This is a genomic window from Sphingobium sp., assembly GCF_035511395.1.
Lineage (GTDB): Bacteria > Pseudomonadota > Alphaproteobacteria > Sphingomonadales > Sphingomonadaceae > Sphingobium.
In genome coordinates this window covers 1-21,008 of record NZ_DATKFP010000301.1, presented here as the reverse complement: position 1 = coordinate 21,008, position 21,008 = coordinate 1, and the positions used below count along the sequence as shown (strand labels likewise).

General features: G+C 60.9%; 13 protein-coding genes. 6 read left to right on the top strand and 7 right to left on the bottom strand.

Going from position 1 to position 21,008, the window contains the following annotated elements:
* Positions 1 to 3: 3 nt before the first annotated feature.
* Both VMR39_RS21085 and VMR39_RS21080 read left to right on the top strand, forming a co-directional pair.
* The gene (locus VMR39_RS21085; protein ID WP_325418768.1) at positions 4 to 3,156 is read left to right on the top strand and encodes an efflux RND transporter permease subunit; all 3,153 of its coding nucleotides are present in this window, start codon (positions 4 to 6) and stop codon (positions 3,154 to 3,156) included.
* A complete protein-coding gene (locus tag VMR39_RS21080) occupies positions 3,153 to 4,517 on the top strand; it encodes an efflux transporter outer membrane subunit (RefSeq protein WP_325418766.1) in 1,365 nt (454 codons plus the stop codon). Before VMR39_RS21085 ends, VMR39_RS21080 begins: the two co-directional genes overlap by 4 nt.
* A 587-nt stretch (positions 4,518 to 5,104) precedes the next feature.
* On the opposite strand, the gene VMR39_RS21075 is transcribed toward VMR39_RS21080, so the two are convergent.
* The gene (locus tag VMR39_RS21075; RefSeq protein ID WP_325418764.1) at positions 5,105 to 6,577 is read right to left on the bottom strand and encodes an MFS transporter; all 1,473 of its coding nucleotides are present in this window, start codon (positions 6,575 to 6,577) and stop codon (positions 5,105 to 5,107) included.
* Between the two features lie 473 nt (positions 6,578 to 7,050).
* Between VMR39_RS21075 and VMR39_RS21070 the strand changes: the two genes are divergently transcribed.
* Together VMR39_RS21070 and VMR39_RS21065 are read left to right on the top strand one after the other, a co-directional pair.
* Positions 7,051 to 8,118, top strand: a complete 1,068-nt coding sequence (locus VMR39_RS21070) for a nuclear transport factor 2 family protein (RefSeq protein WP_325418762.1) — start codon at positions 7,051 to 7,053, stop codon at positions 8,116 to 8,118.
* Between the two features lie 17 nt (positions 8,119 to 8,135).
* Positions 8,136 to 8,882: an SDR family oxidoreductase gene (locus VMR39_RS21065; protein ID WP_325418760.1), complete on the top strand. Its 747-nt coding sequence runs from the start codon at positions 8,136 to 8,138 to the stop codon at positions 8,880 to 8,882.
* Here the strand turns inward: VMR39_RS21065 and VMR39_RS21060 are convergent.
* Together VMR39_RS21060 and VMR39_RS21055 are read right to left on the bottom strand one after the other, a co-directional pair.
* A complete protein-coding gene (locus tag VMR39_RS21060) occupies positions 8,807 to 9,190 on the bottom strand; it encodes a hypothetical protein (protein ID WP_325418758.1) in 384 nt (127 codons plus the stop codon). The two genes, VMR39_RS21065 and VMR39_RS21060, sit on opposite strands and share 76 nt — an antisense overlap.
* Positions 9,191 to 9,318: 128 nt before the next feature.
* Positions 9,319 to 11,775: a TonB-dependent receptor gene (locus VMR39_RS21055; RefSeq protein ID WP_325418756.1), complete on the bottom strand. Its 2,457-nt coding sequence runs from the start codon at positions 11,773 to 11,775 to the stop codon at positions 9,319 to 9,321.
* Between the two features lie 254 nt (positions 11,776 to 12,029).
* Here VMR39_RS21055 and VMR39_RS21050 point away from each other — a divergent pair, with 254 nt between their 5' ends.
* On the top strand, positions 12,030 to 12,575 hold the full coding sequence (locus VMR39_RS21050; protein WP_325418754.1) for a nuclear transport factor 2 family protein: 546 nt from the start codon (positions 12,030 to 12,032) through the stop codon (positions 12,573 to 12,575).
* 39 nt (positions 12,576 to 12,614) lie between these two features.
* Here VMR39_RS21050 and VMR39_RS21045 read toward each other — a convergent pair whose 3' ends face one another.
* From VMR39_RS21045 to VMR39_RS21030, 4 genes are all read right to left on the bottom strand, one after another.
* Complete coding sequence (locus VMR39_RS21045) at positions 12,615 to 14,033, bottom strand: aromatic ring-hydroxylating dioxygenase subunit alpha (protein ID WP_325418751.1); 1,419 nt, start codon at positions 14,031 to 14,033, stop codon at positions 12,615 to 12,617.
* Between the two features lie 299 nt (positions 14,034 to 14,332).
* Complete coding sequence (locus VMR39_RS21040) at positions 14,333 to 15,886, bottom strand: M81 family metallopeptidase (RefSeq protein WP_325418749.1); 1,554 nt, start codon at positions 15,884 to 15,886, stop codon at positions 14,333 to 14,335.
* A 119-nt stretch (positions 15,887 to 16,005) separates the two neighbouring features.
* Positions 16,006 to 18,324, bottom strand: a complete 2,319-nt coding sequence (locus VMR39_RS21035) for a TonB-dependent receptor (RefSeq protein WP_325418747.1) — start codon at positions 18,322 to 18,324, stop codon at positions 16,006 to 16,008.
* Between the two features lie 154 nt (positions 18,325 to 18,478).
* A complete protein-coding gene (locus VMR39_RS21030) occupies positions 18,479 to 19,600 on the bottom strand; it encodes an ROK family transcriptional regulator (protein ID WP_325418745.1) in 1,122 nt (373 codons plus the stop codon).
* Between the two features lie 274 nt (positions 19,601 to 19,874).
* Here VMR39_RS21030 and VMR39_RS21025 point away from each other — a divergent pair.
* A partial coding sequence (locus VMR39_RS21025; RefSeq protein ID WP_325418743.1) for a sugar MFS transporter occupies positions 19,875 to 21,008 on the top strand: 1,134 nt, incomplete at its 3' end.

Genomic DNA, 21,008 nt, shown 5'->3' with positions numbered 1-21,008 from the left:
TCCGTGCTGAGCCGCTATTTCATCGACCGGCCCATCTTCGCATGGGTCATCGCCATCGGCATCATGCTGGCGGGCCTTGGTGCCATGCTGTCGCTGCCCATCGCCCAATATCCCGACATCGCGCCGCCGGGCGTGGGCATCAGCGCAACCTATCCCGGCGCATCGGCCGAAACCGTCGAAACCAGCGTTACCCAGGTCATCGAACAGCAGCTGACCGGCATCGACGGCCTCATGTATTTCTCCTCCTCGTCGACGGCGACGGGGCAGTCGCGAATCACTGTCACCTTTGAAAAGGGCACCGATCCGGACACCGCGCAGGTGCAGGTGCAAAACCGCGTGCAGCAGGCGCTCAGCCGACTGCCCAACGCGGTGCAGCAGCAGGGCCTGACCGTCACCAAGCAGCAGACCGACTTCCTGATGCTGGTCGGCCTGTACGACGAAACCGACAATGCCACACAGGCCGACATCGCCGATTATCTGGTCAACAATTTCCAGGATTCGATCGCGCGTATCGATGGTATCGGCGCCACCCAGATTTTCGGTTCGCAATATGCGATGCGCATCTGGCTGGACCCTTATAAGCTGGCAGCGGTCAAGCTGATGCCTTCCGACGTGGAAACCGCAATCCGGGCGCAGAATATCGAAGTGTCGGCCGGTCAGATCGGCGCGGACCCCGCACCCGCCAATCAACAGATTAACGCCACGGTGACGGCGCGGGCACGCCTCCAGACGCCCGACCAGTTCCGCAAGATCATCGTCAAGACGCAGAGCGACGGGTCGATCGTCCATCTTTCCGACGTGGCGCGGGTCGAACTGGGCAACGAAAGCTACACTACTTCGGCACGTCTCAATGGCCATCCTGCATCTGGCATGGCTTTGCAGTTGGCCCCCGGCGCCGATGCGCTCAAGACCGCCGAGCTTGTAAAGGCCAGGGTCGAGGAACTGTCCGCCGGACTGCCCCATGGCTACAAGGTCGTCTATCCGCGCGACACCACGCCGTTCATCAAGTTATCGGTCGAGGAAGTCATCCAGACGCTGATCGAGGCCGTCGTCCTCGTCGTCATCGTGATGTTCGTCTTCCTCCAGAGCTGGCGCGCGACACTGGTGCCGGCAATCGCGGTGCCCGTGGTGCTGCTCGGCACCTTCGGCATCCTCGCCCTGTTTGGCTATTCGATCAACACACTGACCCTGTTCGGCATGGTGCTGTCCATCGGCCTGCTGGTCGACGATGCGATCGTCGTGGTCGAAAATGTGGAGCGCATCATGGAGGAGGAAGGGCTATCCGCCCGCGACGCGACGATGAAGTCGATGGACGAGATCGGCAGCGCGCTGGTCGGCATCGCTCTGGTACTGTCCGCCGTCCTGCTGCCCATGGCCTTTTTCGGCGGGTCCACCGGCGTCATCTACCGCCAATTCTCCATCACAATCGTTTCGTCCATGCTGTTATCAGTCGTGGTCGCGCTGATCCTGTCCCCGGCGCTCTGCGCCACCCTGCTCAAGGGATCGGATCACGAAAAGCGGCACAAGGGGTGGGCCGGCAAGTTCAATCGCTGGTTCGAACGGATGACGGGCAGCTATATCCGCCGGACCGAGCGGGTGATGAGCCGGCGCAAGCTGTTCTGGGCGCTCTATGTCGTGGTGCTGGGAGTGTTGGTGCTGTTGTTCGTGCGCCTCCCGTCCAGCTTTCTGCCGGTCGAGGATCAGGGCCAGGTCATGGTGCAGGTCACTCTTCCCGCCGGCGCCAAGTCCAGTCGTACCAACGCTGCGATCGACCAAGTCCAGAATTATTTCCTGAACGACGAAAAGGACAATGTTTCCTTCGCTTTCATCATGACCGGATTCAGCTTCCAGGGTCAGGGCGAGAATGTCGGCCAGGGCTTCATCAACCTCGCCCCCTGGGACGATCGCAAGGGTGCTACGAACACCGCCGGCGCCATTGCCGGCCGCACGACCAAGCAGTTGGCGGCGATCCGCGACGCAAAGATATTGGCGATGACGCCGCCGGCCATTCGTGGTCTTGGCCAGTCTAACGGCTTCACCTTCGAACTGCTCAACAGCGGCGGCCTCAGCCGCGACCGCTTCCTCGAACTGCGCAACCAGCTTCTGGCTGCCGCAGCGAAGGATCCGGTACTCGCCGGTGTTCGTGCCGCCTCGCTGGAAGACACACCCCAACTGAAAGTCGATGTCGATACCGAAAAGCTCGCCGTACTCGGCTTGACCCAGACCGATGTAGACGATGTCCTCAGTTCCGCCTGGGGCAGCACCTATGTCAACGATTTCGTCGACCGCGGCCGCGTGAAGCGCGTCTACATGCAGGCCGATGCATCCTATCGCGCGCTGCCGAGCGACCTGGACAATTGGATGGTCCGGTCCAGCAGTACGGGCGAGATGGTTCCTTTCTCTGCCTTCGCGACGACCCATTGGACGATGGGGCCGAGCAGCGTATCACGCTTCAACGGCCTTTCCTCCTTCGAGATACAGGGGCAGGCGGCCGACGGCGCCAGTTCGGGCGAGGCCATGGACCGGATGGTCGAGTTACAGAAACAGCTTCCCGCCGGCACCAACTATGCCTGGAGCGGCCTGTCCTATCAGGAGCAGCTGTCGGGCGGACAGGCCCCGCTGCTCTACGGCCTGTCGGTGCTGGTCGTCTTCCTTTGTCTGGCCGCCCTCTATGAAAGCTGGTCGATCCCACTGGCGGTCCTGCTGGTCATTCCACTTGGCCTGATCGGCGCGGTGATTGCCGTGTGGGCGCGCGGGCTGGAGAACAACATCTTCTTCCAGGTTGGTCTTCTGACCACCATGGGCCTGGCCGCGAAGAATGCGATCCTGATCGTCGAGTTCGCGGAACTCGCGCACCGGGAGGGCAAGGATGCGTTCGCATCCGCGCTCGAAGCCGCGCGCCTTCGCTTCCGTCCGATCCTGATGACCTCGCTTGCCTTCATCGCGGGTGTCATTCCCCTTGCCATCGCAACCGGCGCAGGCGCGCAAAGTCGCGTCGCGATCGGCACAGCGGTGATTGGAGGCATGACCACGGCGACGGTGCTGGCCATCTTCTTGGTGCCGCTCTTCTTCCTCACCATCGCCCGCCTTTTCGGCAGCGACGAGAAAAAGGACGCGCCGTCTGCCACCGCGCCCGATGCAGGAGTTCCCGCATGACGCGCGTGCACCTTTTCCTCGGCACCGCGCTGCTGCTCGCCGGCTGCAACATGGCGCCCCATTATGAGCGCCCCGCGCCGCCAGTGCCGCCCACGCTTCCGACAGGCGAAGCTTATGCGCCGCAAGCGGACGCCAAGGCCGGTCTGCCCTGGACCGGGCTAGTGCAAGATGCGAAGCTGAAGACCGTGATCGAGCGAGCGCTCGCGAACAATCGCGACCTGCGTGCCGCGCTCGCCAATGTCCAGTCGGCGCGTGCCCAGTATAAGGTCCAGCGGGCGGCACAGTTACCCACCATCACTGCGGACGCGGCAGCCAGCTTCACGCGGCAGAATGACGCCCGTCAGAACAGCTACAGCGCGGATCTGGGTTTCAGCGCGTTCGAAATCGATCTGTTCGGCCGCGTGCGCAATCTGACGGAATCGGCGCTTCAATCCTATCTGGCCACTGAAGAGGGCGCGCGATCGACCCGCATCACCCTGATCGCCGAAACGGCAACCGCCTATGCGACGCTTGCGGCGGATCAGGAACTGCTCGCGGTTTCGCGCCAGACGCAGGAAAGCGCGCAGCGTACTCTCGATCTCACGCGATCGCTCAATGCCGCCGGACTGGCCGGCAAACTCGATGTGCATCAGGCCGAAACCACGGTGGAGCAGGCCGCATCCGACGTGGCCGCCAACATCACCCAGGTGGCACAGGATCGCAACGCGCTCGACCTGCTCGTCGGCGCGCCGGTCGAGGAAGCGTTGCTTCCCGCCTCGCTCGACGAACTGCTCGCAGGTGTGGCGACAGTGCCGGCCGGGCTGTCATCGGACATTCTGCTACAGCGTCCCGACGTGCTTCAGGCAGAACATCAGTTGAAGGCGACCAATGCGGACATCGGCGCAGCGCGCGCCGCCATGTTTCCGACGATCAGCCTGACATCGGCTATCGGCGTCGCCAGTTCCGCGCTTTCCGCATTGTTCAAAGGCGGAGCCTTTGCCTGGTCGGCCAGCCCATCCGCCAGCCTGCCTATCTTCGGCGGCCCCAATCGCGGCAATCTCGATTACAGCAAGGCGCAACGCGACCTCTATCTCGCCCAATATGAGAAGGCGGTGCAAACCGCCTTTCAGGAGGTCGCGGATGGGCTTGCGCGTGCCGGTACCATCAATGCCCAGCAGGCGGCACAGCAACGACTGGTGACCGCCAGCAGCCGGGCTTATGATCTGGCCGACCAGCGCTATCGGGCGGGAGTCGACACATTCCTTAATGCGCTGACCAGCCAGCGGACGCTGTACGGCGCCCGCCAGTCAGCAATCGCGACCGATCTCGCCTCGGTCAGCAACCGCATCCTTCTCTATCGCGTGATCGGCGCAGACCAGTAGGAAACGGCTTCATAGAACCGAATGCCTCCATTTTGTCCGGCGCGTCGATCGAAGTCATACCACACCGTATCATTTGATGCCGGCTGCTCACAGCCACTTCACTCAAATGCGGCTTATGCTATGATCAGCGCATAAAAGATGGAGAGGGACATGCTGTTTCTGGCACGGTGCCTGGATTGGATTTGTCACGCCCTCGCGTCGGGCGTGCAAGATGAGACGCGGCTCAATCAGCTGATCTGTCCTCTTGCAGGCCATCGGTCCGATGCAGACGGTTCAGCAGGCTGACGCGCGATCCTTTGGGCTGATCCATTCGTGTGAATTATCCGACTCAAGACCTTGGTGTCGGTCCTATACGCTCTGAATTATCAAATTAAAAAAAAAGGGCCGATCCGAAGACCAGCCCGCAAAGTTTTAGGAGAGGATGCCTGAAAGGCAGGTTCCTTTTGACCCGAACCGCCTCTTGCTGCAAGTGCGAAATAGCTTCTCGCGGTTGCAAAATCTGCATCCATAGCAAAATGCAACGCTTTCCGTAACGTCATCCGCCATCATGCCATGGTCCAGATCGCAGGATCGAGTCGCCAATCTCCTCATATTCTGATCCGCAGAGAGGCAAGCGCGGCGACCAGCAGGGTGCCGGCGGCAAAAGCCATGGTCCAGATCGGTTCGCCGGGGAAGAAGGCCTTCATGATCGATCCCATCGCCGTAGCCACAAGCAACTGCGGTACGACGACGAAGATGTTGAACAGGCCCATATAGACCCCGATCTTCGCAGCGGGCAGGCTCGATGCCAGCATCGCATAGGGCATGGCGAGGATGGACGACCAGGCGACGCCGATTCCTATCTCGCTCAGCAACAACGCGTTTGGATCGCGCAAGAAAAAGAAGCTGGCGAACCCCGCCGCACCCGCCGTCAGGCACAACGCATGTGTGCGAGCCTGACCCATCCGGCGCGCAGTCCAGGGCAGCAGAGTCAACGCCGCTATCGCGGCCACGCCATTATAGACCGAAAAGAGGACACCAACCCAGTTGCCGCCCGCCTGATAGGCTGCACTCGCGGAATCGGCCGAACCGAACATATATTGAGCCACGACCGGCGTCGTGTGGATCCACATGATGAATAGCGCCGACCAGCTGAAAAATTGGATCACAGCAAGCTGCTTCATGATGGGTGGCATACCCGCTACATCGCCGACAATATGGGCCAGCATATTGTCTCTCCTCCCGCATCGGGCGAGTTGGATCGCTGCCAGGCTCGCAAGGCCATAGCCCGCCAGCAGCACCCCTAACAGATACATCTCCTTTTCCATTGCACAGGCTTCGACCATCAAGGCAACGACGGCGCCAGCCCCAATCCACGCTAAGCAGGGCAGTATTTTCCGTGCCGCCAGATCGGGCGCGACATGTGTTTCGACATTGGCGTTGAACGAGCGCATCTCCGTAGGTGAATATTCGCGCGTCGTTAGCACAGTCCATAACACTGCGGCGAAGAGCGCCGCACCACCGACCCAGAAACTGTAGCGCACGGTGTCAGGCACTTCGCCGGGTGCGGCAATATTGGCTACACCCAAATGGTCCAGTATATAGGGAAAAAGTGACCCCACGACCGCGCCGGCGCCGATAAATGCGGTCTGCACGGCATAGCCGACCACATGCTGTTCCTTTTGCAGCATGTCGCCAACAAAGGCGCGAAACGGCTCCATCGAGATGTTGAGACTGGCATCGAGCACCCATAGCAGAAGTGCGGCCATCAGCAGCCCATCGCTCCTCGGCATGAAAAGCAAAGCGAACGCGGCAAATAATGCGCCGAGCAGGAAATAGGGCCGGCGCCTTCCTAGCCTGCCGAGCCAAGTGCGGTCGGACAGATGCCCGATAACTGGCTGGACCAACAACCCGGTCAGCGGCGCCGCGATCCACAACGCAGACAGATCGTCGACACTTGATCCCAATGATTGGAAAACGCGGCTCATATTGGCATTTTGCAGCGCAAAACCGATCTGGATGCCGAAGAAGCCAAAGCTGATATTCCACAGCCCAGCACCGCCTTGGCGAGGCTTTTCCATGCCTTTCCCTCCTTCCCTCACGCGGCCGACCTCACGCCGCCTGCGCCCGTTCACGCGCTTACACGGTCAGGTATGACGAGCAACCCATACATACGAATTCATACGGAATCGGCATTTTGCGTTGGACTTAATGGGCGACGACGGCCGGGATCACTATACGATCAATCTGGCCGGCGAACCTAAGATCGTCGAGGACGTCAGTTGTCTATAAATCCAAGACATATTATACCGTGATTGGATATCCAGCTGACCCATTATGTCGATGCGCTGCTCACCTGACGCGCGCCGGGCAACCGGTTTCAGCTCGCACCGTAGGGCAAGAAGCTGCTCGACAAGCACTATATCTCCACCTCTTATGGCTCGCCGGGCTATGCCGCGCTGATCGGCGATGCGCCGCGCCACCAATATGGCGCGTTCGTCACCTACAATTTCTGAAAGGCGCGCGCGCATGGGCTCAGCGCTATGCTTCTTCCATGCCTTCAAAATCATCCCTAGTCGCAGAGCAACTGATTGCCCATGACCAGATCGGCAATGCCCTTGCCCGACACAGCAGGGGCGTGGACCGCGCCGACGCCGCACTGATAATCAGCGCATACCATCCGGGCGCGAGCGTCGATTATGGTTTCTTCATCGGCGAGGCGGATGCACTCGCCACCGTTCTGGCCGACGCCATGGCAGATGCGCCGCCGACGCTGCATCGCACCGCCCCGCCGATGATCCGGCTGGACGGCGACCGAGCAGTGAGCGAGGCCTATGTCATTGCCTATACGCAGGAACCGGGGATGCAGCGGCTGATCTTCGGCCGCTATCTCGACCGGCTGGAGCGACGCGAAGGGGCGTGGCGGATCGTTTATCGCCGCTATGTGATGGACGGCAATGTTAATCGCGCCGATGCCTCGCGTCCGCCGGCACCCTCGTCCGCGCCCGATCATTTCGTTCCCACCGGCGCGAAGGGATCCGCCGACCCGGCTCTTGCCCTGCTGGCCCATCACCATGCCTCCTCCCTCGCTGCCCAAGGAGCCGCCCCCATGTCGCCCGATACCGCCGCGCTGGACCAGGCGCTTTCGCGCCTGGCGATCCACGACCTCGTCATGACCTATTGCAGGGGCATCGACCGGGGCGATGCCGAACTACTGGCATCAATCTTCTGGGAGGACAGCACGGTGGTGTCGGGCATCGTCAATGCGTCCGGCCCCGCGTTTGCCGACGGTGTCACCGCTTATTGCACTGCCAATCTCGACTATTGCTTCCATTCGGTCGCCAATGAGTGGATCGATGTGAAGGGCGATCATGGGGTCGGCGAGCATTATGTGATCGCTCATCTTTCCGCGGGCGGGCAGGACGTGATGACCGGCGGGCGCTATCTCGACCGCTATGAAAGGCGCAACGGCGTCTGGAAGATCGCCAGCCGCACCTTCGTCGCGGACTGGAACACGGCCCACCCGGCCAGCATGGCGCTCGACGGCATGTATGAGCCATTGAAGACGCGCGGCGCCTTTGGCAAGGACGATCCGGTCCATGCCCATTGGGCGTCGCTATGAACGGAGAGAGGAACGCCATGGGAAAGCTGGACGGTAAGGTCGCAATCATCACGGGCGGCGCATCGGGTCTGGGCACGGCCGATGCCCGCCTGCTGGCGGCGGAGGGCGCAAGCGTCGTCATCACCGATATTCAGGATGCGATGGGCGAGGCACTGGCGGCGGAACTACCAGGCTGCCTCTATCTGCATCATGACGTGCGGAGCGAAGCCGAATGGGCAACGGTAGTGGCGACGACGATCGATCAGTTCGGCCGACTCGACATCCTGGTCAACAATGCCGGCCTGGTGCGATTCGGCACGGTCGAAGATATCAGCTATGCCGACTACAAGATGCAGGTCGATGTGATGCTGGACGGCACCTTCCTGGGGTGCAGGGCCGCCATCCCGCATATGAGCCGCGACGGTTCCGGTTCGATCATCAACATGGCGTCGATCGGCGGGATCAAGGGGTTGAGCGTCATTCCCGCCTATGCGGGCGCCAAGGGCGGCATCATCGCCATGACCCGCAGCATCGCGGTCCATTGCCAGGAACAGGGCTATCACATCCGGGTCAATTCGATCGCGCCGGGCGGGATCGTGACGCCAATGACGGCGCAGGCCGTTGCCGAACTGCCCGCCGATTCCGCTGGACTGGAGCAGACAGCCCAGCACGGCATGGGTCAGCCGATCGACATCGCGAAGATGGTCCTCTACCTCGCCTGCGAGGATGGTCGCCATATGACAGGGGCCAATATCGTCATCGATAATGGGGAAACGATACGCTGACGCGCATAGGATGCTTCAGGCACCTGGCCGTTGCGGTGGCAAAGGTCGACGATGAACCGCACATTGTCGCGCCGGTCGCCAAGCAGAAGTGACATGATCAGCCATCCCAGATAAGTCGCCACGACGAAATCGCTGGCGACCTGGAGGTTCGCTTCATTCCCTTCCCATTGCGGGAAAGCACTGGCGACTTCCTGCGTCCAGACCCTTTCATGGCATAGCGCGCCGGGCACGAAACAGTCGCGCAGTTCGGCGTCATTGCGGGCAACGACCATCAGTTCGGGATAGGCGGCATAGTCGCAGCTCTGCACGCTGTCCCACTACATCGCCGTCGCCTGTTGCAGTTGATGGCCGATGATGGTCGCGCAGACTAAATCCCTGTGATAAGACGGAAAATGGGGAAACACTGGACGGACCTCCCCCATCTTTCTGTCGCTCTTCAGAATTTGGTCGAGAGTTGCACCATCACCGTGCGCGGCAGCGTGCCGAAGCCGAGTTGGTCGGCATGGGCCGGCGTGACGCCGCCCGACGCGCCGCCGGTCGACGGACCGTCAACCACGCCGGTGACATAGAAGCGATTGGTGAGGTTCTTGCCGATCACCGCGACCTGCCAGCGTTCATCCTCCGCACCGACGCGGATACCGGCATCGATCGTGGCGTATTTACTCTGCCGCGAGTCCGGATTGCCGAAGCCCGAGGCTAGGTAGGAGGCGCTGTAGCGGACATCGGCGTTGATGCCGAACATCAGGCCGTTGCCGATCAGATGGTCATAGGATGCGCCGATCGTGCCCGTCCATTTGGGCGCGACGGACAGCGGCTTGCCGTCCAGATTCTGCCGCGTACCGCCGCCGGCAAGGACGATGTTACACCCTTCGGCCTGGCTCTGGCCGGCATAGCAGGGCGCTTCGGGGAAATTGGTATATTGCGCCTTGTTATAGTTGATCGAGCCATGAATGTTCAGCCCCTCGACCGCGCGGGGCGCAAATTCGAACTCCAGTTCGGCCCCCTTGGTGCGGGCGTCGGCGGTCAGCGTCTGGAAGGCGAAGATCGGCGAGTTGAAGAAGTCGACCTGCAAATCCTTATATTTATAGCTATAGAGGCCGAGGTTCAGGCGCAGCTGATTGTCGGCCAGCGTCGTCTTTATACCGCCCTCGAACCCACGGGCGCGTTCCGGATCGAAGGTCAGGTCGGAGAGCGGATCGGCAGAGAATTTGGAATTGATGCCGCCATTGGAGAAGCCGCCCGACTTATAGGCGGTCTTGTAGGCGCCATAGACGAGGATCTGCGAGGTCGGCTTCCAGGTCAGCGACACTTCGGGCGCCCAGTTATTGAAGCTCTGGTTGGCGAAAACCTCACCCAGGCCATCGGGGTCGTTCTGATCACGGAAGATGGTCTGGACCGCGGCGTTATTATAGGGCTGGGTGAAGAAACTGTCTTTCGTTTCATGGGTATAGCGCACGCCGCCCGCCAGTTCGACGGTCGGAATGACCTTCCAAGTCACCTGGCCGAACAGTGCGGTCGTCTCGCCATCGGTGAAGCTGGTCTTGGTCGTCGCCAGATAGCGGTTGGCGGCCGACTGGGTGCTGTCCTCGATATTGGCGAACATGATATATTGTTCGAAGTCGCGCTTGGTCTTCTGGTAGAGGCCGCCGACCATCAGGTTGATCGGCCCGTCAAAGGTTGTGAGGGCGCGCAGTTCCGACGAGAAGGCGTGATAGGTCGAATTTTCGGTCGCCCATGTACCCGCCGCGCTGGACTGGAAGTCGCAGGCACAGGCCCAGCGATTATTGTTCCAGTTATAATTGGTGACGGATGTGATCGTCACATCGTCGAGTTCATAGGCGATGTTCGCGGTAAGCGCATAGGATTTGTAGCGATTATAGAGCTGCCCGTCCGACTTGGAGAAGGGGAAGTTGGCAGCGATGTCGGTCGGGATATTATTCTGATGCGTGATAAAATCCTTCTCACACGCGAACCCGTTGAGCTGACTGGAGCCTGACGGGCAATTATACGCAACATAGTTCCAGCTGCTGTTATTGACCTTATTATAGGCGCCCGATGCCTTGAAGGTCGCGGTCAGCCGGTCGGTCGGTTCCCATCTCAGCGTGATGCGGCCCAGCAATTCCTTTTCGCCCGGCGCTTTGCTCGACGCCGGCGTGGCGACATGGCCTTCCAGCGAATTGTCGGCGATGTCGAAGGTTGTATAAGTGACGGGATCTGCGACATTGCGATAATAGCCGCCCCACATCTTGGACGCGCGAAAGGCGACCCGAACGCCCAATGTGTCGGTAAGCGGGCCTGACCCCACCAGTTCCAATTGCGCCTGCTCGGCCTTAAACTCATAGCCGGCGCGCGCCTTGAACTCGACCGTGTCGGTCGGATCGGCGCTGGTCAGCGAAATGACGCCCGCCGTCGCATTCTTGCCGAAGAAGAGCGCCTGTGGGCCTTTCAATATTTCCACACGGCCAAGATCGAAAAACCCCTCGTTGATTATGCGACCCTGACCATAATAGACGCCGTCCACGACGACCGCGACCGACTGTTCGATACCGATCGATGTAGAGGAGGAACCGATGCCGCGCAGGGTGAGCTGCGCGCCCGAGCCGTTGGAGGCGCGGCCGACATTGAGGTTAGGAGTGCGGGCCGCGATCTTCTCGATCGAGGTAAGATCTTGGCGCTGCACCATCTCGGCGGAGAGGGCGGTCACGGCGACAGGGACATCCTGCACGCTTTCCGACCGCTTTCGCGCGGTAACGACGATATCCTGAATACCCCCGGCAGTGGCCTGCGGCTCCTGCGGCGCGGCCTCCTGGGCGAAGACGGGACCGGCGCACGCCATGGCGGCAACGACGGCAGCACTGCGCAACAGCTCGCGCACTAGAGCGTTGTTCTTCATTTCATCCTCACCCGGTTGGCCTGATGGCCTTGTTTGCTTTGTCTGACCGGCAACAGCATTGATGCACCGGCGGTTAATTCATGCGCTTGTCGCAGCATGACGTCACCCTGTGAAAAGACGCAGGTCAGGGTTCAAACGGACATGGGCGTCCATTTCTGGCACTTTTCACAGTGGGCCAGTGGCGGCGACATTGGCCACAAACAGGATCGGAGCCGTCCGCGCAAAGCGGGCCAGCCTGTAGGAGACGGAAGATTATGGACCTCGAACGGGAGGTGCGCGACCTGGTCGCGCGCCGCGAGATCATGAAGGCGATCCACGCCTATATGCGCGGGCAAGACCGGCTGGACCCCGCACTCCAACTCACATCCTTCCATGCCGATGCCGATGTCGATTGCGGCCTGCTGCGCGGCGGGCCGCAGGCCTATACGGATTTCGCGCAGGGCCTGCTGGGCGAGATGAAGGCGAGCCAGCATATTGTCGGGCAGGTGGACCTGAGCGTCGATATCGATGCAGGGACGGCGAGCGGCGAGGTCTATTTCTTCGCATGGCACCGCATCGGGGCCGACAATGATACGGATGCTGCCGGGGATTTGCTGATGGCAGGCCGCTATATCGACGATTATGCCCGCAAGGACGGAAAATGGGCGATCCAGCGCCGCCGCGAACTGATCGACTGGGCGCGGCAGGATGCGGCGACGGATGGTATCCTGCACGAGGAGGTGACGATCCATCTTGCCGGAAGAAAGGGCGAGGATTTCAGCCAGACCCGCGACTGGGCCTCCGGCATTTCCGGGCGCTGAGGAACATTTGGGGAGCGCACAGGGCGCTCCCCTGCCCCGTCAAAGTTCGCCGTTCAGATATTTCATCAGCGTGTTCTGAAACTGGCGGATCTGGATTTCCTGATAATTGGCCAGTTCGATCTTGCCATTATGGCTGGATTTGAGGCCGATCTGCACAAAAGGCAGGTTGGCCATATCCTGTTCGAACACGTCACCCAATATCCCCAGTTCCGGCGCTTCTGTCCATTTCTGTTCGACCGAGAGGAATTTCATCTTAGGCGCGCGTGGCGGTTCCTGACCCGGCGGAACACGGGTGATGATGCGCACTTCCATCAGACAATGATCGACATCACCCCAAGGCCGCCAGCGATAGACGATATTGGGCTGGAACCCGCCCCAAGGCGACCAGTTGGGAAAGACATTGTAGAGGATGGCATCCATCATCTCCGCGTCCGACGCGAAGCCGACATCATGGCCGAACATCTTGCTGGTGGTTTCGCGCAGGCTTGCGCCCAGCGCTTCCCGCGCCGTTCTCCCGTCCGGCACCTTGACGTTATAGCCGCCTTCGGGTGCCTCCTCGCCTTCATAATTGTCGGATGAGCGGCCATTATATTTGACGAACTCGTCGACGATCCACTGCTGCGACTTGCCCTGCGGATCGATGTGCGGTGACATGGTGCCGAACGGTGTGACCGTCAGGTTCACATAATCGCCATAGATATTATACATCGAGTTGGCGTCGCCGGTGAAGGGCAGCAGTTGCGGATGGGTGACGACAGTGTGCCAGCTTTCCATGAAAGCCTCCATCACCACCTTCCAGTTCGCCTTGCACACCTTGCCTACCCAGATGGCGGTCGCGCATTCTTCATGTCGCCAGCGCTTGAAATGTTCCGGCATGGGGGCGAGGAATTCCTCCAGCGTCGGGCCGTCGTCGGCCTCTCGCAGAAAGATGTAGCCGCCCCAGCGGCCGACCGACACTTCCGGCAAGGCCATTCGCTCTTCCTTGAGGTGCGGGAAGTCCCAGCGGCAGGGGATGGTCTTCATGCTGCCGTCATTGTTCCAGGTGAAACCGTGAAACGGGCATTGCAGCGAGGATGACCAGCCGGCGTCGGTCTTCAACTGCCGCCCGCGATGCAGGCAGACATTGTAGAAGCCTTTGATCGACCCATCCTCCTGCCGGACCAGTAGGAAGGATTTGCCAGCATTGTCATAGACGACATGATCGCCCGGATCGGGCAGTTCCTCCTCACGCGCGGCGAATTGCCAGGTGCGCGGCCACATCTTCTCATTTTCCAGCGCGAAGAAGGCCGGGTCAGTATAGCGCGACGTCGGAATCGGGTCCGACCCCAGATTTTCATAGACGTCCTGGTAGAGAAATTCCGGCACCTCATGCGTGTCCGCCAGCATGAGGTGTCGTACCGACGGTCCCGGGCAGCGAGGCAGCGGCTTGCCCTGGATTCGAGGATCGGATTCAGCCATCAGTCACGCTCCTGCTCCTGTCTTTTGTCACCCAAAATAGCGCAACATGCGCGCTACGGCGACCTGATCGAAGCGGTAGGCTGGCCGGGCAATCACCTGGCGGCAACTAGCCATAATCACAGAAAATCATCGGTCGGATGATGCACCCGGCTCAGCCGACGCGCCGACCCATCGCTGAATTCCGATGGCCCGCCTCATTGTCGGCAGAGCAGTGGCGATAATGGCGGTTTCTCGCGATCTACGAAGTGGAGATAGCCGGCAGTCGCGCGCGCGGACGCCAACCGCGCGCGCATTGCTAATCAGCCCTTCTTCGCCAGCGCAGCGCGCTTCGACAGATAGGGCTTGGGCGTGTAAGTCAGATCCTGCACCCAAGGGAAGCTCGGCACGCGGTTCCTGTTCTCGATGTTCGGAATGTCCTGATCGATCGCGCCAGGCGACAAAGCCATCAGATGCGGGTTGGCCAGCGGCTTCATCGTGGGATTGAGGTAACCGCATTTCAGCACGACGATCTTGAACGCCGTGGGTTCAAGGCCCAGCACCTGGAAGGCTTCGGCCGCATGATAGGCGCGGCGGCGGGCCGACAGCGTCGCGGTGATGCCGTTGAATTCGACGACCGCCTCGCCATCCTCGGGCTTGCCCACCTTGGCGAGATATTTGACCGTCGCGTTGACCTTGACCGGCTGGCTCTGGATCGGATCGAGCGATCCGCCGATCGAGAGCGGGATGGTAGCGCCCACGCCCGCTTTGTAGCAGGCGTCGGTCGCTGGCCTGTCGGTCATGCCGCCCAGCAGCACGTCCTTGGCGCCCGCCTTCAGCAGCGCCTGAAGAAAGGTCGACTGGTCGGCATTGCCGCCGCCGCCGGGATTGTCACCGGAATCCGAGATGACCACCGGATGGGTCTTGGACGCCATGGCTTGTGCGATGGTCTCCTCGATCGTGCCGGTCGGGCTGCCGAACTTGAAGTCGCGACGCGCATCCCAGTAGCGCTGGGCCAGTTCAGTGGCGATCTGCGCCTGGGTGACGGGCGCCGTGCCCGTGACGACCACGGAAGCGGCCGAGCGCGGCTCATCCGCCCAGACATAGCCGACCAGCTGCGACACATCGAGAATGCCGGGCTGGCGGTTATATTCGCTGAGGTCCGACCAGAGGCGCCGGCCCGGCTGCCATTCGGTGCTGCTCTGCTCGCCCGCCAGCAGGACGGGAATGGTCGCCCAGCTGATATAGGGGCGGATACCGTAGCGCAGGCAGTGGGTCAGCATGTCGGTCGCACGCATCGTGTTTTCGACACGGTCGACATGGGGGGCGGTGCGATAGGCGGTGATGCAATCGAGATTGTCGACGATACGCTGGCTGATATTGCCGTGAAGGTCGTAGCTGGCCGAAATCAGGCAGTCCGGTCCGATCAGCTTGCGGGTCGCTTCATACCAGTCGCCTTCGGCATCCTGCATGCCGTCCACGAACAGCGCGCCATGCATCGCGCAATAGACGCCGTCGAGCGGCATCAGCGCCTTCAGCCGTTCGAGATATTCGGCCTTGAGCGTGTCATAGGCCTGGCGGTCCATCGGGCCGCCCGATCCGGCATTGGCCACCAGCGTGGGCAAGAAAGGAACGTCGTAGCGCTTGAGGAAGCTGAACTGATCGCTTTCGAGAATTTCGTTACCACGCAGCACCCGAATGTCAGGCAACTTGGCCCGGATACGGCTGTAGGTGCTGCATTCCGACGCGATGCCGCCGATGGCGATGCGCGGGGTCTTGGCGAAGGCAGGGATCAGGCTCTTGGCGCCCACCGCGTCGATGGCGAAGGTCGCCAGCGCGATGGCCGAAGCGGATTTGAGAAAAGTACGACGTTCCATGACGAAATAGCCTTTCGACTGATGGAGTAAAATATGCGCCTTTACGGCGTCAGCTTATGGATGCGACCCGAAGGAGAAAAGCCGCTGTCGGCCGTGCAGCAACCGACAGCGGCTTCCCATCAGAACGCGGCGCTTATGGAGAAGGTCGCGCCGATTCCGCCACCGATAAGGTAGGTCGGTGCCGAGCCTGCGACGGTCGTTCCGGTCCGGCTGGTGGTCGCCAGCGCGTTGGACGTCACGCCCTGCATGCCCGACAGATATTTCTTGTCGGTGAAGTTGGTCAGGTTGAACTGCATCTGCGGCTTCTTGATGAAGCCGATGGTGTCGAAGCGATAGCCGATCGTCGCGTTGCCAGTGGCGAAGGACGGCAGGATTTCGTCGTTCATGAACGTCGAATATTGCTTGCCGACATAATTGCCTTCGACCGACGCGAAGAAGTGGCCATTGTCATAGCTGATACCGCCCGACGCGATGAATTCGGGGCTGAGCACCGCACGCTTGCCGGCAGTCGGCAGATATTCGCCGCGCACCGGATAGTCGTCCTTCGTCTTGGCATCCAGATATTGCGCCGAGAAATAGGGGCTGAAGCCGTGATAGGGCACCATCCCGATTTCGAACTCGATACCGCGGGCGCGCTGGTCGCCGACATTGACGGCGAAACCGACGCTCGTGCCGTTGACGATCTGGCTACCCTGCACCAGGCGATCGCTCAGGTCGTAGTTGAATGCCGCGATCGTGAAGTGGACGACTTCGCCATGGTGGCGGAATCCGATTTCCTCACCGATCGAATATTCGGGCTTGTAGTTGCCCGACGGCGTACTCGACGGCTGGCCCGTCGTCAGATTGTAGATGTTGACGTAGGAGGACACGGCCGAAGGCGCGCGAAAGGCGGTAGTGACGTCGGCGAAGACCTGATTCTTGTCGTCGAAACTGTAGCGGATCGATGCCTGCGGCAGCGGCTTGCGGCTAAGGCTGCTCATGTTCATCGCCGAGCCCACCAGCGGGCTGGTGGATTCACGATCGACCCAGACATATTTGAAGCCGAGGTTCAGCAGCAGCTTGTCGTCCATCAGCTTCGACGTGATGTCGGCATAGACACCGTTCACGTCCTGCTTGATGACGGCGGCAAAGTTGCGCAGCACTTCGCCATTGGCAGTCAGCACCGAACCGCGATCGCCATAGGGGTCGGTGACGTTGCCATTGGCGTCCGCCACCTGGAACGCGGCCAGCTCGTCATGGACGAAGTGCGAATACCAGTAACCCACACGGATCTGGCTCGAACCCATGTCCCACTTCAGATAGCTGTTCTGGCCATAGGTATTCTGGTCGTAACGGTCGACGTTCATCACCGTCGCCGTGGTCGCGCCGGGGGTGGCGCCCGGCGCCTGAAGCGGACCGGCCGGCACGCTGCCCTGATAGGCAGTGACGAGGTTCAGGTTGCTCGCGCCATTGATGATGCCATGGGTGTAGAGATAATAGGGCGTGACCGACAGCTGGAGGTTGTCGTTCAGACGAATATTGGACGGCGCGCTGACATAAAGGCTCTGGCGATCGGCGACACGCAGGCGATAATAGTTGGCGTTGCCAGGCGTATAGTCTTCGTCGAAGTTGAAGTCGCGGCCCGACGCCTTCCATTGTGCCATGGTCGGATTGCGCGAACGATCGGACTTTTCTTCATTATAGGTGGCGACCAGCGATACGAAGCTGTCCTCGCCCCAGTCCTTCACGAACTTGCTGTCGATATGGTGGCGCTCGGTGCGGCCCGGACCGCGCCAGCTCTTGTTGTAGGTGCGCGATCCCGAGATGAAGCCGCGAATACCCGTGTCGCCGATCTCGCCGGTTTCCAGACGCAGGAACTGGCGGTTGAGGTCATGGTTGCCGAAGGCGAAGGACGCGTAGCCGCCGGCATTCTGTGCGGGTGCCTTCAGTTCTTCCTGCAAAAGCGCGCCGACCGAGTTGTAGACGGGCGCGGTGATGTCGGTCGATCCACGGGTCAGGTTGATGAGGCCGACATTCTCCGCATCCGCCCACTCGCCGGGAAAGGCACTGTAGGACAGCTGGTCGCCGATCGGCATGCCTTCGAAGTTGAAGCCTAGCGACGTCTGGCTAAGGCCGCGGATCGACAGGTTGACGTTGCCGCCAAAGGGATCGCCCGATCCGACGACGACGCCCGGCAGGCTCTTGATCGCGGCAAAGGCGGTCGTGGTGCCGGTCAGCTTGTCGATATAGTCGCGCGTGATAGTGCTGCGCAGCTTCGTGCCGGTCTGCACCGCCATCAGGCCGCCGCCCGGCGTGGTGTTGGTCACGCCGTTGGCGGATGCGCCACGGCCGGTCACGACGATATCCTGCGATCCCTGGTCGGACGTGCCGTTGAATCGTTCGTTCTGCGGACGGGTATCGGCATCGGCGTCCTGGGCATAGGCCTGGCCGACCGTCATGGCCCCCAGCGCCGTTGCCATGAGAAACCGGGAAACTCGATGATTCAACGTCATAATAACCCCTTTGCTCTTAGATGCGACACAGCTTCCTGCTGCCGCCCGGATGCTCTTCGTCATCTCGGTTTCGGCACGACTTCTGACATGTGAAATTTGGTCAGAGCCGGAACAAACCTCGCCCCGCCGCCACGCTGGCGGCGCCGACCGCCCAGGCCTCCCGCCCCAGCCGCATCATCGCGACATCGATCTGGCGGGTTTCGCTGGACATGACATTCGCCTCGATGGTCTGGCGAATGACGCGGGCATGAGGACCATCGAGCGGTCCTTCGGATAGAGCGATCACGATGCGCGCCGGATCCATGGTCTGGATCAGTTGCGACACCGAAAGACCGAGCGCCGCACCGGCACGATGCAGGATGGCAATGGCATTTTGATTGCCATGGTCAGCAGCCTCGCCGAGCGCTGCGAGATCGCCGGGCAGGCCAGCCTCCCGCGCGAAATTGGCGATGCTTTTGGCGGACGCCAGCGTGTCGAGACAGCCTCGCTTGCCGCATTTGCACGGCAGGCCGTTGAGTTCGATGGTGGAGTGCGCGATTTCGCCGGCGCCGCCACGCGCGCCGCGATGCAACTCGCCATTGATGATAAGGCCGCAGCCGATACCGTCGCCCACCGAAATGACCGCGCAGGCATCACTGCCACGCAGACTGCCAAACAGGTGCTCGCCCAAAGCAAGGGCATTGGCATCATTCTCTACGAAGGTCGCAAGACCCGTCGCCTGCGCAATCATGGGACCGATCGCGACGTCGCGCCAGCTGAGAAGCGTCGAACGTATGCAGCTTCCCGCATCTGCATCCACCAGCCCGGGTATGGCGATACCGATCCCGGCAAGGCGTTCGCGATTGACGCCCGCACTGGCGAGAACCTGCTCCACCACCAACACGATGGCGCCGGCGACTTCCTCCGGGGCGGAACCGGAATCCATCGTCGCTTCGCCAACGACAGTGCCATGCAGGTCGGTCAGGCGGACGATGAATGGCGTAGACGCGAGCGAGACGCCAATGAAGAAGGCGGATGACGCTGCAAGTTCGAGCCTGACGGACGGACGGCCCGCACCATAGACCACTTCACCTTCGGCCAGCATGCCGCGCTCGATAAGATCGGCAGCCAGCGCGGACATTGTCGCCTTGCTGACTCCGAGCTGACGCACCAGCTCCATCCGACTCAATGGACCGGACTGATTGATCAGGCGCAAAATATGGGCGTGCATTTCGGTCAGCATGGAAACCGTTCCTCCGCTGACCCGATTAAAATCAGATTCGGAACTTGTGCGCAATACTTAGTTCAAAAAATAGTCAAAGTTGTGCAACATAGTTTGACAATGTCAGCGCGACCGGCAATTTTGAGGGCAAGGGTGGTTGCGGACGGGCCGATTAGCCATGCCGGGAATCGTGTTCCGATTGGACGACAGGGGGCAAGGGATGGTTGCGCGTGTCATGAGAAAGCCTCGGGGTGACGGCGCCAGCGCCTTGGTCACGACCAGCATCATTGGAGTGATGTTCTTCATATTCGGCTTTGTAACCTGGTTGAACGGTCCGCTTATCACCTTCGTAAAACTGGCCTTCACGCTGGACGATGTATCGGCGTTCATGGTGCCGATGGTATTCTACATGTCCTATTTCTTCCTGGCCCTGCCGTCGGCGATGATCCTGCGGCGTACCGGCATGAAGCGGGGAATGACCCTGGGCCTCTTCATCATGTCCGCAGGGGCGGTACTGTTCGGCCAGATGGCGACGATGCGCGTCTTCCCCGGCGCGCTGACCGGTCTGTTTGTCATCGGCGCGGGCCTTGCGATCCTCCAGACCGCCGCCAATCCCTATATCTCTATCGTCGGACCAATCGAGAGCGCAGCGCAGCGCATCGCCGTCATGGGCATATGCAACAAGCTCGCCGGCATATTGGCGCCCGTGGTCATCGGCACGCTCGTGCTGCACGGCGTCAGCGAACTGGACACCCAAATCAAGGCCGCGCCCAATGCAGCGGCACGCGAAGCGTTTCTGGATGCATTCGCCGCCAATATCCACATGCCTTATATGGCAATGGCAGGTCTTCTAGCACTGCTGGGTCTGTTTGTGTTGCGATCCCCCCTGCCCGATATCCAACCTGCGCATGCACGGACACATCGAGGCGAGACGGGACCAGGCCTGCTGTCCTTTCCCCATCTCTGGCTCGGCGTGCTGTGCCTGTTCCTTTACGTCGGCGTTGAAGTCATGGCGGGCGATGCCATTGGCCCCTATGGTCAGAACATGGGCTTGCCTATCGAGGAAACAGCCTTCTACACGTCCTTCACCTTGGCGGGCATGTTGCTAGGCTATCTGGTGGGGCTGATACTGATCCCGCGCTTCGTGTCGCAGGAACGTTATCTTGCCCTGTCGGCGGCGCTGGGCTTAGTGCTCGTGGTCGGCGCCTATCTGACCAGCGGGTATCTGTCGGTCGGTTGTATCGCGGCGCTGGGCTTTGCCAATGCGATGATGTGGCCCGCCATCTTCCCGCTCGCCATCCGCGACCTTGGACGCCATACGGAAACCGGCTCTGCCATCATGATCATGGCGATCTGCGGTGGCGCCGTGCTGCCGCAACTGTTCGCGGTGCTTAAAGCACATATGGATTTCCAGCTGGTCTTCCTGCTG